The sequence below is a fragment of the Amycolatopsis sp. A1MSW2902 genome, from assembly GCF_017312175.1.
Lineage (GTDB): Bacteria > Actinomycetota > Actinomycetes > Mycobacteriales > Pseudonocardiaceae > Amycolatopsis > Amycolatopsis nivea.
In genome coordinates, this window is sequence record NZ_QJPO01000001.1 from 1,922,892 (window position 1) to 1,937,803 (window position 14,912).

The 14,912-nt window shown below is 68.6% G+C and carries 16 protein-coding genes; 6 read left to right on the forward strand and 10 right to left on the reverse strand.

Annotation, left to right across the window (positions count from 1 at the left end; all coding sequences use genetic code 11):
• Positions 1-153 precede the first annotated feature (153 nt).
• Positions 154-1,098 carry an MBL fold metallo-hydrolase gene (locus DMP23_RS08730; protein ID WP_037815142.1) on the forward strand — a complete coding sequence of 315 codons (945 nt, stop codon included), beginning with the start codon at positions 154-156 and terminating at the stop codon, positions 1,096-1,098.
• 260 nt (positions 1,099-1,358) lie between these two features.
• Here the strand turns inward: DMP23_RS08730 and DMP23_RS08735 are convergent, their stop codons facing one another.
• The 5 genes from DMP23_RS08735 to DMP23_RS08755 all read right to left on the reverse strand — a co-directional run bounded on the left by DMP23_RS08735 (position 1,359) and on the right by DMP23_RS08755 (position 6,314).
• The gene (locus DMP23_RS08735; RefSeq protein ID WP_037815144.1) at positions 1,359-1,760 is read right to left on the reverse strand and encodes a histone-like nucleoid-structuring protein Lsr2; all 402 of its coding nucleotides are present in this window, start codon (positions 1,758-1,760) and stop codon (positions 1,359-1,361) included.
• Positions 1,761-2,060: 300 nt separating this feature from the next.
• The gene (locus DMP23_RS08740; RefSeq protein ID WP_337820722.1) at positions 2,061-3,686 is read right to left on the reverse strand and encodes a phospholipase C; all 1,626 of its coding nucleotides are present in this window, start codon (positions 3,684-3,686) and stop codon (positions 2,061-2,063) included.
• A 44-nt stretch (positions 3,687-3,730) separates the two neighbouring features.
• On the reverse strand, positions 3,731-4,927 hold the full coding sequence (locus DMP23_RS08745; RefSeq protein WP_037815147.1) for a Dyp-type peroxidase: 1,197 nt from the start codon (positions 4,925-4,927) through the stop codon (positions 3,731-3,733).
• Entirely contained in the window at positions 4,924-5,148 is a 225-nt protein-coding gene (locus DMP23_RS08750) for a hypothetical protein (RefSeq protein WP_337820723.1), read from the reverse strand. The genes DMP23_RS08745 and DMP23_RS08750 overlap by 4 nt, the downstream gene beginning before the upstream one ends.
• Positions 5,145-6,314, reverse strand: coding sequence for an EfeM/EfeO family lipoprotein (locus DMP23_RS08755; RefSeq protein ID WP_337820724.1), 1,170 nt, complete (start codon positions 6,312-6,314; stop codon positions 5,145-5,147). Before DMP23_RS08755 ends, DMP23_RS08750 begins: the two co-directional genes overlap by 4 nt.
• A 331-nt stretch (positions 6,315-6,645) precedes the next feature.
• On the opposite strand from DMP23_RS08755, the gene DMP23_RS08760 reads away from it, so the two are divergent.
• From DMP23_RS08760 to DMP23_RS08780, 5 genes are all read left to right on the forward strand, one after another.
• Positions 6,646-7,437, forward strand: a complete 792-nt coding sequence (locus tag DMP23_RS08760) for an SDR family oxidoreductase (protein WP_337820725.1) — start codon at positions 6,646-6,648, stop codon at positions 7,435-7,437.
• 53 nt (positions 7,438-7,490) lie between these two features.
• Positions 7,491-8,381, forward strand: coding sequence for a helix-turn-helix transcriptional regulator (locus DMP23_RS08765; RefSeq protein ID WP_337820726.1), 891 nt, complete (start codon positions 7,491-7,493; stop codon positions 8,379-8,381).
• Positions 8,382-8,482: 101 nt separating this feature from the next.
• Positions 8,483-9,190, forward strand: a complete 708-nt coding sequence (locus tag DMP23_RS08770; RefSeq protein ID WP_337820727.1) for an RraA family protein — start codon at positions 8,483-8,485, stop codon at positions 9,188-9,190.
• A complete protein-coding gene (locus DMP23_RS08775) occupies positions 9,180-9,881 on the forward strand; it encodes an SDR family oxidoreductase (RefSeq protein ID WP_337820728.1) in 702 nt (233 codons plus the stop codon). Before DMP23_RS08770 ends, DMP23_RS08775 begins: the two co-directional genes overlap by 11 nt.
• A complete protein-coding gene (locus tag DMP23_RS08780) occupies positions 9,878-10,270 on the forward strand; it encodes an NUDIX hydrolase (protein ID WP_043835052.1) in 393 nt (130 codons plus the stop codon). Before DMP23_RS08775 ends, DMP23_RS08780 begins: the two co-directional genes overlap by 4 nt.
• On the opposite strand, the gene DMP23_RS08785 is transcribed toward DMP23_RS08780, so the two are convergent.
• The 5 genes from DMP23_RS08785 to pucL all read right to left on the reverse strand — a co-directional run bounded on the left by DMP23_RS08785 (position 10,248) and on the right by pucL (position 14,810).
• On the reverse strand, positions 10,248-11,348 hold the full coding sequence (locus tag DMP23_RS08785; protein ID WP_337820729.1) for a glycerate kinase: 1,101 nt from the start codon (positions 11,346-11,348) through the stop codon (positions 10,248-10,250). The genes DMP23_RS08780 and DMP23_RS08785 overlap by 23 nt on opposite strands.
• Positions 11,345-11,722 carry an allophanate hydrolase-related protein gene (locus tag DMP23_RS08790; protein WP_009082380.1) on the reverse strand — a complete coding sequence of 126 codons (378 nt, stop codon included), beginning with the start codon at positions 11,720-11,722 and terminating at the stop codon, positions 11,345-11,347. The genes DMP23_RS08785 and DMP23_RS08790 overlap by 4 nt, the downstream gene beginning before the upstream one ends.
• 70 nt (positions 11,723-11,792) lie before the next feature.
• On the reverse strand, positions 11,793-13,235 hold the full coding sequence (locus DMP23_RS08795) for an NCS2 family permease (protein ID WP_043835055.1): 1,443 nt from the start codon (positions 13,233-13,235) through the stop codon (positions 11,793-11,795).
• Between the two features lie 175 nt (positions 13,236-13,410).
• Positions 13,411-13,899 (reverse strand): nucleoside deaminase, encoded by a 489-nt coding sequence (locus DMP23_RS08800; protein WP_037815160.1) that lies wholly within the window; start codon positions 13,897-13,899, stop codon positions 13,411-13,413.
• A 38-nt stretch (positions 13,900-13,937) separates the two neighbouring features.
• Positions 13,938-14,810: a factor-independent urate hydroxylase gene (gene pucL / locus DMP23_RS08805; protein ID WP_337820730.1), complete on the reverse strand. Its 873-nt coding sequence runs from the start codon at positions 14,808-14,810 to the stop codon at positions 13,938-13,940.
• Positions 14,811-14,912 lie beyond the last annotated feature (102 nt).

Genomic DNA, 14,912 nt, shown 5'->3' on the forward strand with positions numbered 1-14,912 from the left:
GAGCCGGGGGCAACGATGCGCGCGAAGCTGGACGGAACGGGACAGGCGAGAGACCCCGCGCGTGAGCGTGGTCTCCACCCCGCTGACAGCAGGTGACTTGGTCTATACCATTCCGGTGATCATTTCCCGTCCGGTGGCCAACGAGGGGATCCCATGCCCGTCATCAGGCGCAATATCGTCCCGCTCCGGTATTCCGACCCGAGCGTCGTCGCTTACGTGCGCAGCCCGAGCGACTGGATGGTGTCCAATTGCGGCTGGATCCGGGGCCGGGAAGGCGTTCTGCTCGTCGACACCTGCGGCACCGAACGCGACACGCTCGACCTGGTCAGCGACGTCCGCAAGTACTCGACCGTCGAAATGCCGCTCACGCTCGTGCTGACCCACGCGCACGGCACCCACCACAACGGGGCCGGGGTCGCGCTGCGCAACGGCGGCCGGATCCTCGCCGCGCCCACCGCGGTGCCGATCATCCGGTCCGGACCGCAGTGCGACGAGGAGATCTTCGCCTGCGCGAACTGGGGCAAGCTCGAGGCACCGCGGCCCGAGGCGGTGCACGCGGTGATCGAACCGGTCGAGGTGGACCTCGGCGGCGTGGTCGTGGAGGTCGTCCCATTTCCTGGGACCGCGCACACCGACGGCGACCTCGTGCTGTTCGAACCGCGCACCGGCACGCTCTTCACCGGCGATCTGCTGTCGGTCGGGTCGACGCCGTTCGCCGTGCACGGTTCGATCCCGGGCTGGCTGACCGCATTGGACTGGCTCGACAAAATGTTCCCGGACGTCCGCACGTTCGTGCCCGGACACGGCGGGCTCAGCCATCCGGGCAGTTTCCCGGTCGCGGTGCTGCGCACGTATCTGCACTGGCTGCTCGACGCGACCGCGAGCGCGGGCACGCCGGACTTCGCCGAACTCGCCACGATCGCCCGCCGCCGCTGGCCCACGTGGACAGTCCCGGAACGGCACATCGGGAATCTGCTGCGCGCGCACGCCGACCAGCACGGGGAACAGCTCCCGTCGGCCGAAGCGATGCGCGCGATCCGCGACGCCGCGGGCGGCAAGATCGATCTGGACACGCTGCTCGGACTCGGCAAGTCTTAACGCCGGGAAATCGATTCCCCGAAGCGGTCGACACGGCTCTTTCCCGGCACCGGCTCCGTTCCCGAAGTGGTCCGTGAAGGGCTCCTTGCGGGAATCTGATTCCTTCAAGGAGCCCTTCACGGCCCTCGGTATCGCGTCGAGGCCGGGGGAACGCGCTATTTCCCCCTGGCAGCCAGAAGGGCGCCGCCGGGATTCCCGGCGGCGCCCGCACCGCTGATCAACTGCCGCGGCCCCCGCGGCACAGCTGCCGAAAAGAACGCTCAGGCGCTGGCCTTCTTGCGCGTCGCGCGCTTGCGAGCCGGCTTGGCCGGAGCCTCGGTGTCGCGCTCCTCGTACGCCTTCACGATCTCCGCCGGGAGCCGGCCCCGGTCGGACACGGTGAAACCGTTGTTCTCGGCCCACTCGCGCATCGCCTTGTTGCGCTCGCGGTCCGCGGCGGTCGAAGCCGGCCGCGGGGACTGCCCGGCGGCCATCCGGACCTTGCGGCCGCCGACCCGGCGCGAGGCGGCGACGTAGCGGGCCAGCTCTTCCCGAAGTGCGGCAGCGTTGTCTTCGGACAGGTCGATCTCGTAGCTCACGCCGTCAAGACTGAACGGGACGGTCTGTTCGGCGATGCTGCCGTCGATGTCGTCCACCATCTCGACATGGACTTTTTGCGCCATGATTCGCGTTCCTTCACCTTCTACAGGATGTGCCTGCGATTACCCTATCGTGTCGAGTGACGGTACGCGCAGCGCGACTCCATTCCGGTTCCGCCGCCCGTGCTTTCCCGGCCGGTTCCCGAACACCATCGGTGCCCAATCCGCGACGCCGCGCACAGTTCCGGCGCACTGGAAAATTTCCAGTATCGCGGTATTCGCACGCGGTTTCCCGCTGAGCGGACGGAAGAGCGGGCCCGAAACGACCGAAGGCCACCGGGTCGAAACCCGATGGCCTTCGGCGGTGCGAGGAGAAAACGCGAGCTAGTTCCGCCCGGCGGGCGCACCCGTGCGCGGGTCGAGCGGAAGCTTGCCCGCCTGCGGCCACCAGAAGTTGAACATGTTCCAGAGTCCGCCCGCGCGAGTGTCGAACGAGCCGTTCCCGACCCGGCCGGAGAACCAGTTGTCCTCGATGAACTTCAGCACCGAGGTCTGGTCGGTCCGGGTGTGGTCGACGTAGTTCACCTTGCTGTAGGGCGAGACGACCAGCAGCGGCAGCCGCGGGCCGTAGCCGCAGCGGTCGGCGTGCCCGCCGAGCCCGGCCGGCTTTCCGGTGCACACGGCCTGGTCCTGCGACGCGTCCTGCGAACCGTTGACGATCTTCGGGTTCTCGTGGTCGTACCAGCCGTCGGAGTCGTCGTAGGCGAGCACGATCGCGGTCGAACGCCACTCCGGCGACTGCTGGATCTTGTTGATCTCGTCCACGACGAAATGCTGTTCGTCGAGCGGGTCGGAATAGCCCGCGTGCCCGTCCTGGTACTCCGGCGCCTTCAGGAAGCTCACCGCGGGCATCGAATCGGCCTTGAGCGCGGCGTCGAAATCGCTCGTGTCGTACTGGTGGTTGGCCTGGTCGGTCTGCCCGATCGCCTGCACCGAGGACGGCGGCAGGTGGTGCGGGTTCGAAGTGGACTTGTAGTACTGGAACGGCTGGTGGTGCGGGCTGTAGTCCACGGAGGACTGATTGCCGACGTTCGCGTGCTTCTGCCCGCAGACCGCGTAGCCGTTCTGGGTGCCGGTCGGCTTGAAGCCGCCCTGGAACCAGCCCCACGTGACGTGCCGGTCGTTCAGCAGGTCGCCGACGTTGCGGCCCTGCATCGCGCCGAGGTTGTCCTTCGCGGTGTGGTTCTTGTCCGAACAGTCGTCCCACGCCGGGTCCGGGTCGTTGATCACGGTGCCGACGCCGTCCTGGTCCGGCGACGCGACGACGTACGGGTCGCTCTTCGGCTCGTGCGTGACCGGGTCGACGGCCTGGATCCCGTGCGTCTGCCCGGAGATCAGGTTGATCGCGCCCGGGGTGGACGGGCCGAAGACGGTGTTGAACGAGTTGTCGCTCATCGAGTAGTGCTGCGCGTAGTTCCACATGCCGGTGACGGTGTTGCCGTCGTAGTAGTCCATGACCAGGCCCGGCTCGCCGAACAGGACCGGCTGGCCGGTGCACTTGTCGGTCTCGGTCTTCTCGACGAACTTGTCCATCTTGCCGCCGTTGAACGCGGCCTGCTCGGCGCCGTAGCTGTGGTTCTGGTCGCAGGTGAGCGCCTGGTCCGGCCCGAGCCGCTTCGGGTTGTAGGCGTTCGGGTTCCGCGTCAGCAGCTTCTCGTCGAGGCCGTTGACCTTCGGCGTGTTCTTCGCGGCCTGGAACGGGGTGCCGTTCTCGTTGGTGGCCTTCGGGTAGGTGCCGAAGTAGTGGTCGAACGAGATGTTCTCGCCGAAGATCACCACGACGTGCTTGATCGGGGTGAGCGTGGGCAGCCACGACGCCGGCAGCGAGTGCAGCGGCTGGGCCTGCGCGGACGACGCCGCGGACCCGGTGACGATCGCGAGCACGGCCGCCGAGACGAGCGCGCCCGCACCGAGCAGGCGACGGTGCCGCCTGCCGAATGCTGTGTCCACTGAGGATTCCTCCTGGTTTCGCGGGGTGGGGATCGGGGCGCGCCTCAGGCGAGGAGCGCCCGGCCGAAGTGGTCGCCGGGACCGGTGACGCCGGGCAGCGCGAAGAAGTAGCCGCCGCCGAACGGGGAGATGTAGTCGACGAGCGGTTCGTCGATCAGCCGTTTCTGCACCGCCTCGAACTGGCGCTCGAGGTCCTGCTGGTAGCAGGTGAAGACGAGGCCCATGTCGAGGTTGCCGTTGGCGTCGACCCCGCGGTCGTAGTTGACCGCGCGGCGCAGGATCCGCTGTCCGTCGGTCTGCGGGGTGCGCGGATTCGCCTTGCGGATGTGGCTGGTGAGCGGGATGACGGTGCCGATCGGATCGTCGGCGTACCGGGGTTCGTCCTGTTCGGACGCTCCGTCCAGCGGCGCTCCGGTGTCCCGGCGGCGGCCGAACATGTTCTCCTGCTCGGTGATCGAGACCCGGTCCCAGAACTCGACCAGCATCCGGATCAGCCGGATCACCTGGTAACTGCCGCCGGCCGTCCACGCGGGCTCGCCCGCCCCGGACACCCACACCAGCCGGTCCATTTCGGACTCGCCCGGATTCGCGGTGCCGTCCTTGAACCCCATCAGATTGCGCGGCGTGCCGGACGGCCTGGACGGTGAACTGAAGCCGTTGATCTTCCAGCGCAGTTGCATGCCGCCGCGCGTCGCACGGGTCAGGTCGCGCAACGCGTGCAGCACGGTGTCGGTGTCGCTCGCGGACAGCGTGAGCGACAGGTCGCCATGGCATTGCGGCGCATCGAGCGCGTCGTTGGGGAACATGGTCATCGGCTTGAGCTTCTTGGGCTTGCGTTCGGCCAACCCGTACCGTCCGTCGAAAAGGGACGATCCGACACCCACGATCACGCCAAGATCGCTCTGCGGCACGACCGGGCCGAGCACCCCGGAGTCAGCCGGCGGAGCGGTAATCCCGAGCGCGGCCGGAGCACCGCCGTTCGCGAGAAACCGCGCGCGGTCGGTGATTTCCTGGAACAACTGCGTCAACTCGGCACGATTCTCGGCGACCACGTCGAAGGAGGCGATCACGCTCTGCGCCGGCGGTTGGCGCAGAATCGCCGCCTGCCTGGGACCGTGGAAGGGAACGGTTTTGGGTTCTTCGCTCGCGCTGGCCGCCACCCCCATTCCGGCAGCCGCGGTAATCCCCGCGCCGACGACCGTGCGACGCAGGAAGGACCGGCGAGAGGACTCCGTCGTCACGAGACCCTCCTCGGCTCCGCGATCGCAGCGATCGGCGCCAGCAACTCGGTCAACTCGCTGACGTCGGCATTGAGCTTCTGCCGCTGCAGCGCGGACAACTGACTGACCGACGTCCACGAGTTGTCCGGCTTCTTGGCACTCTCGAGCGCGGCCGCCTGCGTCCCGTCGAGGTTCGCGCGAGCGGTGGCTAGGAAGGACCGGCGAGAGGACTCCGTCGTCACGAGACCCTCCTCGGCTCCGCGATCGCAGCGATCGGCGCCAGCAACTCGGTCAACTCGCTGACGTCGGCATTGAGCTTCTGCCGCTGCAGCGCGGACAGCTGGCTGACCGGCGTCCACGAGCCGTCCGGCTTCTTGGCACTCTCGAGCGTGGCCTTGGTGCGCTTCATCCAGCTGTCCACCTTGGACAGTCCCGGATAACGCGGCGCGAGAACCGGACGCAACACATCGAGGACCGCCTGGGTCCCGTCGAGGTTCGCGCGAGCGGTGGCGAGGTTGGTGCCGCTGCCGTAATCGGTGCGGGCGGTCAGTTCGAATTGCAGGGTGTTCTCCACGATCTCGTGCGCGCGCAGACCGAGGTCGTTCGGATCGACCTGACTGTCCGCAAAGGACTTGCGGAGTTTCTGCACGTCGCTGTCCAGCTGCTCGGCCACCGGCGCGAGGGCGGCGAGGTCTTCGTTGTGCCACAAGCCGGATTCGAGCCGATGGAACCCGGTGAAGTCCGGGCTCTTGACTCCGTCGGGCAGGCCGGCGGCGGTGCCGTTGATGGCCTTGTCGGAGTCGCCGAAGGCGTTATAGGCCGCGCCAAGCCGTTCGTAGTCGAGATGCGCGACAAGCCAAGCGCTCTGACTCGCGCCGCGATCATTGGCGCGAATGGCGTCCTTTACCTTGCCGACGTCGGCGGCCAACTGGCCGAGTCCTTGCGTCACATGGGCTTGATAGGACTTCAACGGCCCCAGCAGATCGTTCTGCGTCACCGGCGCGACGCCTGGACCACGTTCGGCACCGCCGCTCACCGTGACGGTCGGTCCGACAATCGCCGACGAATCCTCGGGGAGACAACGGAATGCGTAACCTCCATTGCCGAGCGTGACCTGCATCGGCCGGGTCGTCCCGCTGCCCAGTCCCTCGACCTCGCCGTAGACCACCCCGGTCGCCGGGTCGATCAAATCGACCTCGGCGGTCACGGTTCCGGTGTTGTGCAGGCGAAAGGTCTGCACCCCTGCTCGCGGATCCGCCCAGCCCTGCCCGCAGGCCGACCGGGAAATCTGGATCTCCGGATCCTGCGCCGAAGCCCCGTCGGGCCAGACCGCGAACGCGATCCCCGCCGCGACGACCGCGATCGCGACCCCACCGCCGATCCAGCGGGCACGCACAGACCCCGGCACTCTTTCCTCCACTCACACGTTCGGGCTACCGGGACGGAATTATGCGTGCGGAAAGTGAAGAAACCCTGGCCGAGAACGTCGCCTACCCGGGAATTCACCAGGACTTCAACCAAAGAACGGAAGAAGCCGGACATAGCCGCCAAAGCGTGTGGTATTGACTGCCCGATTCGCCGGAAATGAACACTCTCAAGCCATGTCCGGATCATTCGGAATGTCCGGTGCCAGGCAAGGGGAGGTCTCGCAGTGCCGGTCTCGCCAGGGTCTCCCGGACGTCCAGAAATCCCGTCAGCCTGTGTCCGTACCTGCTTCCACAGCAAAGGAACGAAGACCTATGGCGGACACTCACTCAGACCTGTTCGACCTGAGCGGGAAATGCGCACTTGTCACTGGCGGCACCAGAGGCATCGGGATGATGATCGCGCGCGGCCTCCTGCAAGCAGGCGCCCGCGTCATTGTCAGCTCACGCACAGCAGACGCGTGCGCCGAGGCAGAGCGCCTACTGTCCGAATTCGGGGACGTCCAAGCAATTCCCGCCGACCTGTCCAAGCACGACGAGTGCCAGCGCCTCGCCGACCTGGTCACCGCCAGCTCGGACCGCTTGGACATCCTCGTCAACAACGCGGGAGCGATGCGACGCGAGCCGCTGGAGACGTTCCCGACCGAAGCCTGGGACGCCGTCCTCGACCTCAACCTCAAATCGCCGTTCTGGCTGGTCCAGGCCCTGCTCCCGGCACTGCGCAAGGCAGGCGCCGCCGACGATCCCGCCCGGATCATCAACATCGGCAGCATCGCCGCCATCCACGTCGCCGAGGCGCCCAACTACTCCTACGCCAGCAGCAAAGCCGCACTCCACCAACTCACCAGGGTCCTCGCCAGGGAACTTGGCCCACAACACATCACGGTGAACGCGGTCGCCCCCGGCGTGTTCCCGTCACAGATGATGGCGGCCGCCATCGACGCCATCGGCGACACGATCGCGGCGAAAGCACCGCTGCGCCGGCTCGGCCGCGACGACGACATGGCAGGCGTGGCCGTGTTCCTCGCCAGCCGAGCCGGGTCCTACCTGACCGGTGCCATCGTCCCGGTCGACGGCGGCACCGCCACGACCGCCTCGGGCACCTAACGGGGTACTGGCAGGGCCTCCCTTCGGCCGCGGGCAGGGCTTACCGTGAAAGGGTGGCCATGATCGATCTGCGCAGCGAGATCAAGGAGTTTCTGAGCTCGCGCCGTGCGCGCATCACACCTGAGCGAGCCGGGCTGCCCGCTTACGGCGGCAACCGCCGGGTCAAAGGCCTGCGCCGCGAAGAGGTCGCGCTGCTGGCCGGGGTCTCGGTCGACTACTACGTGCGCATGGAGCGCGGCAGCCTCGCCGGGGCCTCCGACGGCGTGCTCGACGCGGTGTCCTCGGCCCTGCAACTCGACGAGGCCGAGCGCGACCACCTGTTCCACCTCGCGCGGCAGTCCAAGACACCCGGCGGTGCCCGCCATCGGCGCCCAGCCGTGACGGTGCGTCCGGCGCTTCAGCAAGTGCTCGCCGCCGTCACCGACGCCCCGGCGTGGATCTGCAACGGCCGGTACGACGTCCTCGCCACGAATCGCCTTGCCCGCGCGCTGTATGCGCCGGTGCTGGCCGACCCGCGACGACCGGCGAACACCGCGCGGTTCGTGTACCTGGATCCCGACGCGGCGAGAACGTTCTTCGTCGACTACGACCGCGTCGCCCGCGACGTGGCCGCGAAACTGCGCATGGAAGCGGGCCGCAACCCGCACGACGACGAGCTGATCGCCCTGGTCGGAGAACTATCGACACGCAGCGAACTGTTCCGGCAGCGGTGGGCCTCCCAGGACGTCCGGCTCCACCGGTCCGGACGCAAACGCCTGCACCATCCCGTCGTGGGCCGGCTCGACCTCGACGTCGAATCGATGGACCTGCCCACCGACCCCGGCCTGCTCCTCAACATCTACACCGCTCCCGCCGGCACGGCCGCCGCGGACGGCCTGGCCCTCTTGGCGTCGTGGGCGGCCGACCAGGAGGAACTGGCGACCGAGACTCCGGCGCTCAGCTGATCTGCCCGGCTCCCCGCTCCGCCAAGCCAGCGCAGAAAACCCGGCACCCCGCAGCGCAGATTCCCGCTAGCGTAACAGCAATTCGCACGAAGGGCGGGAGCATGAACCACACCGAACTCACCGAACGTTTCGCCACTCTGACCACCGCCCACCTGGCCGACGGCTGCCTGCGAGCCCGCCTGACCGTGCGGTGCGCCCCAGCCGGAACCAGGTCCGTCATCCCAGGCCAGAAGCTCTCCGGGCGAGTCCTGCCAGCCAGGCACGCGGGCAGCGTCGACGTCTTCCTGGAAGCGATCACCGCCGCCAGCCCCGGCGACGTCCTGGTGGCCGACAACCGGGGCCGGCTGGACGAGAGCTGTGTCGGCGATCTCATCACGGCCGAAGTCGCGGCGGCCGGACTCAGCGGGATCATCATCTGGGGACTGCACCGCGACACCGCCGAACTTCGCGAAATCGGCCTCCCGGTATTCAGCCTCGGCTCCCTCTCCACCGGACCCCTGCACCTCAACGACCGCGCCGCCAACGCCCTCGAATCCGCCACCGTCGGCGAATGGACCGTGACCACCGACGACCTGGTCTTCGGCGACGACGACGGCGTTGTCTTCGTTCCAGCCGCCCAAGCCGAAGAGGTCTTCCGGCTGGCCGAATCCATCCGCGAAACCGAACACCGGCAAGCCGCGAAGATCCGCGACGGCGTCCCCCTCCGCGAACAGGTCCGGTTCAGCGAATTCCTGTCCCGCCGGGAAACCGACCCGTCCTACACCTTCCGCCAGCACCTCCGCGCGAAAGACGGCGCCATTGAAGAATAAGAAAACCGCCCTGGTCACCGGAGTCGGCAGGAAAGCCGGAATAGGCGCCGCGATCGCGACCCGGCTGCAGGAAGACGGCTGGCACGTCGTCACCACCTACTGGTCCGACTACGACCGCCGAATGCCGTGGGGCGCCGACGAAACCGTCCAGGGCATCGAAGCCGACCTAGCCGACCCGGAAACCCCGGCGAGGCTGTTCGACCAGATCGATGAAGACGTGCAAGCTCTGGTGCTAGCCCACTGCGAGTCCGTGGATTCCAGCCTGCTCGACACCACAGTGGACAGTTTCGACCGGCACTTCGCGGTGAACGCCCGCGCGAGCTGGCTGCTGATCCGGGAGTTCGCCCAACGCTACCGCGGACCGCACGGCGCGGGCCGGATCGTCACGCTGACCAGCGACCATGTGGTGCACAACCTGCCGTACGGGGCAAGCAAAGGCGCACTCGACCGGATCACCCTCGCCGCGGCCGGGGAACTCGGCCACCTCGGCATCACAGCGAACGCGGTGAACCCCGGCCCGACCGACACCGGCTGGATCCCCGAAGCCCACCGCGAAGCGTTCGCACAACACAATCCCCTGGGCCGGATCGGCACCCCACGCGACTGCGCGAGTCTCGTCGCGTTCCTCTGCGGCCCGGAGGGCGGCTGGGTGAACGGTCAGGTCCTCGTATCCAACGGAGGTGCGCCGTGAACGACAAACATCTCGCCTACGTCCTGCTCCCCCGCGGCGAAACCGTGCTCCTGATCCGCCGCGCCCCAGGCACTTTCCTCGGCGGGCATTGGGAATTCCCGGGCGGCACCGTCGAACCCGGCGAAGCTCCGGAGACCACCGCGGTACGGGAAGTCGCCGAGGAAACCGGACTGCGGGTGCGGCTCGCGCGCGAACGGGCCCGCCAATCCTGGCCGGACCGCACCGGCAAACCGTTCACTGTGCACGCCGCCTACTACGACGCGCATCCGGAATTCCTCGGCGACCTTCAGCTCAACCCGGCCGAACACGACGACCACCGCTGGCTGACCCCCGCCGACGCGGCCGGACTCCCCCTGTCCGACCACGTCAGGCAGGTATTGCTCGGCTGAAATCCCGAGCCAGCTGCGCCGCCCGGTCCCGCAGCAACGACCGGGCCTCGGCGACGCACCGGTACTCGTCCGGCTCCACGTCGGTCAGCGCGTACACCCCGGCGAAGCCCGCTTCCCGCCATTCCGGCGCGGACAGCAGACACCGCCCGGCCAACGCTACGACCGGCGTACCGCCCGCTGCACGGAGAACGCCCACTGGCGCTTTTCCGTGCAGCGACTGGGTATCCAGCGAGCCCTCGCCGGTGATGACGAGCCGCGCGTCGCGAGCCGCGGCCGGGAAACCCAATAGCTCCAACAGCAACTCGATCCCCGGCCGAATGCGAGCGCCGAGTCCGGTGAGCACACCGAACCCGACGCCGCCTGCCGCGCCAGCGCCCGGGGTGGTGGCGTGCGCGGAGCCCACAACTTCGGCCCACCGAGCGAGCCCGCGTTCCAGCAACGCGATCTCGGACGGACCAGCGCCCTTCTGCGGCCCGTACACCGCGGCGGCGCCATCCACACCCAGCAGCGGGTTATCCACATCGGACGCCAGGACAATGTCCACTTCGGGCAGTCCGGAAAGATCCACTGTGGACAACTCGGTCAACGCGGCACCGCCCGGCGGAAGCTGCGTGCCGGAAGCGTCGAGCACTCGCGCGCCCAACGCGGTCAGCAATCCGGCTCCGCCGTCGGTGCAGGCACTGCCGCCGACCCCGAGCACGATCTGCGTCGCCCCGGCGGCACGGGCGGCCGCGATCAGCTCGCCCGTGCCGTAGCTCGACGCGGTCAGCGGTTCCGGCCGGCCGCCGGGCAGCCGGTGGAGGCCGGACGCCTCCGCCAGCTCGACCACGGCGACCGACCCGCGCAGCGCGTAGTACGCGGTGATCCGGCGGCCGGTCGGCCCGGAAACCCGCACCGGGACCCGCTGGAACCCCGCGGCGACAGCGGCGGCGACTGTCCCGTCGCCGCCGTCCGCCACCGGCAGCTGCCGCACCGGCTCGCCCGGCGCGACCTCGGCGAACGCCGCGGCCACCACCTCCGCGACCTCCGCCGCGGTGAGCGAGCCCTTGAACTTGTCCGGCGCGACCAGGACCGTCACGCCGCGGCCTTGAACGCTCGCCAGTCGCCGATTTCCGTGATGTCCCGCAGCTGCACGTGCGAGGTCTGCGGCCGCCGCAGCAGCATCGCGAACGCCGAACTGCCGTCGGCCAGTTCGATCACGCCCAGCTCCAGTTCCGGCGGTTCGGACGGGAGCACCCGGTCGCGCAGCTGGTCCAGCGTGAGGTCGTACACCTCGCCGGAGATCGCCGCGCCGCCGTGCGCTACCGGGACCAGCGCCGGGCATTGCCCGCCTACCGAATAGAACCGGTACTTCGCGGCCGTGGTCGTTTCGGCCACCAGCGGAGCGCCGTCGAGCAGGTGGTGCAGAGGTTCGCCGCGCATCGCGCCGCCGTTGAGGAACATCAGAGGCATGTTGAGTCCTTTCAGCGCGGCGCAGCCGCTCCGTTGAGGGTGGTGGTGGGGCGGTAGCTGGGCTTTCTTTTTAGAGGATCGCCTTCACCACGTCGATTCCGAAATAGACGGTGAACACGAGCGCGAGCACGGTGAGGATCCACCCTGCTTCACGCCACTTCCCGCGGAAGGTCTTGATCAGCACGAACGCGATGAGGCCCGCGCCGACGCCGTTGGTGATGGAGTAGGTGAACGGAATGAGCGCGACGGTGAGGAACACCGGGATCGTGTAATCCGGGTCGTGCCACGGGATGTTGCGGCACTGCGCCACCATCATCCCGCCGATCACCACGAGCGCGGGCGCGGCGGCCTGCGCCGGCACGATGCCCGCGATCGGCGTGAACAGCAGCGTCGCCCCGAACAGGAGTCCGGTCACGACACTCGCCAGCCCGGTCCGCGCGCCCTCCCCGACGCCGGCCGCGGACTCCAGGAACACGGTGTTCGGCGACGAGCCGGACATCCCGCCCGCGATCGCCCCGGCCCCGTCCACGAACAGGATCCGGCCCATCCGCGGCACCCGGCCGTTCTTCGAGAGCCCGGCCTCGGCCGACACGCTGGTAATCGTGCCCATCGCGTCGAAGAACCCGGACAGCACCAGCGTGAACAGGAAGATCGTCGCGGTCAGCGCACCCGCCTTGGCGAATCCGCCGAACAAATCGACGTGCCCTAGCAGCCCGAAATCGGGAGCGGCGACGACGGAATGCGGCAGCGTCGGAGTCGTCAAACCCCATTCGCCGACCCCGAATCCGTCGTGCAGCACCACCGCGAGCACGGTGGCGGCGGCGATGCTGATCAGCACCGCGCCGGGCACCTTCCGCGACATCAGCACGGTCATCAGCAGCAGGCCGAAGCAGAACACCGCGATCGGCCAGCCGTCGAGATGCCCGTCGAGCCCGAGCCGCACCGGGACGGTCGAATGCGCCGCGTCCGGGGTCCGCGTGACGAACCCGGCGCTCACCAGGCCGACCAGCGCGATGTACAAGCCGATGCCGACGGTGATCGCGGTTTTCAGCGGCCCGGGAATCGCGTTCATGATGCGCTCCCGGACCCCGCTGACCGCCATCAGCACAATGCACACGCCTTCGAGCACTACCAGCCCGAACGCCTGCGCCCACGTCATCGCCGGCGCCATCTGGAACGCGACGATGCCGTTGATGCCAAGACCGGCGGCGAGCGCGAGCGGCGCGTTGCCGACGAGTCCCATGAGGACAGTCATCACGGCGGCGGCCAACGCGGTCGCCGTCGTCACTTGCGCGGCGCTGAGTTTCGCGCCGGTGATGTCGGCGGAGGCGCCGAGGATGAGCGGGTTGAGCAAAACGATGTAGGCCATCGCGACGAACGTGGTCACGCCGCCGCGTACTTCCCGGCCTACTGTGGTGTCGCGAGCGCGTAGTTCGAATAGTCGCTCCACAATGGACTTGCGCTGAGGTCCGGGAGCCGAGGTCACCGCTTCGTCGAGGCGTACCTGGGTCATGCGTCCTCCCCTTGCCGGTGGGTGTGCCGCACCGCACCCCTGGCATACGCACGGGGCGGGACGGCGGGACGTTTGCGTTTTTCTGGTGCTCCGGTCAGCACCGGGAGGGTGGCCCGGTGGGGTGGGGCGGGGAACGCTGAAGCCGATTCTGACCGGCATCAGCACTCGCCGAGGCTCAGTACTCGATCCGGTCGGACCGGTTGAGCCAGGCGGAGAACGGGGCGAAAGCCTCCGGTGTGGACACTCGCGAAACCGGGGTCTGCCACGTTTCGCGCGGGTTCTCGAACAGCTCGTAGAAAGCCCGGTCGTCGAACCCGGCGCGGGCGGCGTCGTCGCGGTCGGCGGTGTACAGCACGCGGTCCACGCGCGCCCACAGCGACGAGGCGAGGCACATCGGGCACGGCTCGCACGAGGAGACGAGCACGCAGCCGGCGAGGCTGAACGTGCCGAGCGCCTGGCAGGCCGCGCGGATCGCGACTACCTCGGCGTGCGCGGTCGGGTCGAGCGACGGGGTGACGCGGTTGACGCCGGTCGCGACGATTTCGCCGTCCTTCACCACGAGCGCGCCGAACGGGCCGCCGCCGTCGGCGACGTTCTTCTCGGCGATCCGCACGCATTCGGCGAGCCAGGCGCGTTCGACGTCGGCATCGATGGACACGGTCATGACAGTACTGCTCCCAACAGCTCGGGTTTCGGGTTTGCTCAGGACCAGGCCGGACCGGCGGGCGGGGCGTCGTCGCGCAGGACGGTGCCCTCGATCAGGCCGTAGGGCCGGTCGGCGGCGTAGAACACCTCGCCGGGGTTGTCGAGGCCGAACGGCTCGAGGTCGACGAGGAAGTGGTGCTTGTTCGGCAGCGAGAACCGGATCTCCGCGATCTCCGGGACGGCCTCCAGCACCGCCTGCCCCATCGCGTACAGCGTCTGCTGCAGGGACTGGCTGTGCGTGCCGCCGAACGCGTCGAGCAGGGTGGCGAGCGCGGTCTCGTGCGCGTGCGTCCAGTCGGTCTCCTCGACCGAGTACCGCCAGGTCGCGGACACCGCGGTGGCCAGGATCCGGTCCTTGACCTCGACCAGCGTGGTGTATTCGTCGCGCGGGAAGCCCCAGAATTCGGATCCGGTGGAGTTGAGCACGGTCAGGTCCTCGACCCCGCCGAGCACCCAGGCCCGCTCGCCGTCGTAGGTGACGCGCGCGGTGCGGGTGCCCGCCCCGGACCGCGCGAACGAGTGATGCGCCGGCCGTCCGCCGACCTGCAGCCGCTCCCACGGATGAGCCACGATCCCGACCCGGGCGGCGTGGATGCTCTCCTGCGTGGACACGAAATGCCGGGCCAGCCGCAGCGCGAAGTCCTCGATCTCGCCGATGCCGTCGCGGGCGAAGGCGAAGACGGTGTTCTTCTGCGTGTCGGTGGCCAGCACCTTGTCGTTGGCCCCGGTCAGGTGGGTGTCGCTCATGTCGCCCGACAGCGACACGCTCACGGTGAGGTCGGTGATCCGGTGCTCGTCGCCTTCGCGGTCGACGCGGACCAGCCGGTTTTCAGCCTTCCCGTAGCGGTTGTCGCCAAGAACGATCGCCATTGGTCATCCCTTCTCGTTCGCTCGCCGAGTGAGTACACCTGCCGCGGCGTGGCCCGGGCCACGGCAGATCCACCGAAAGCGGCGACGGCGAACGGCCGGTTT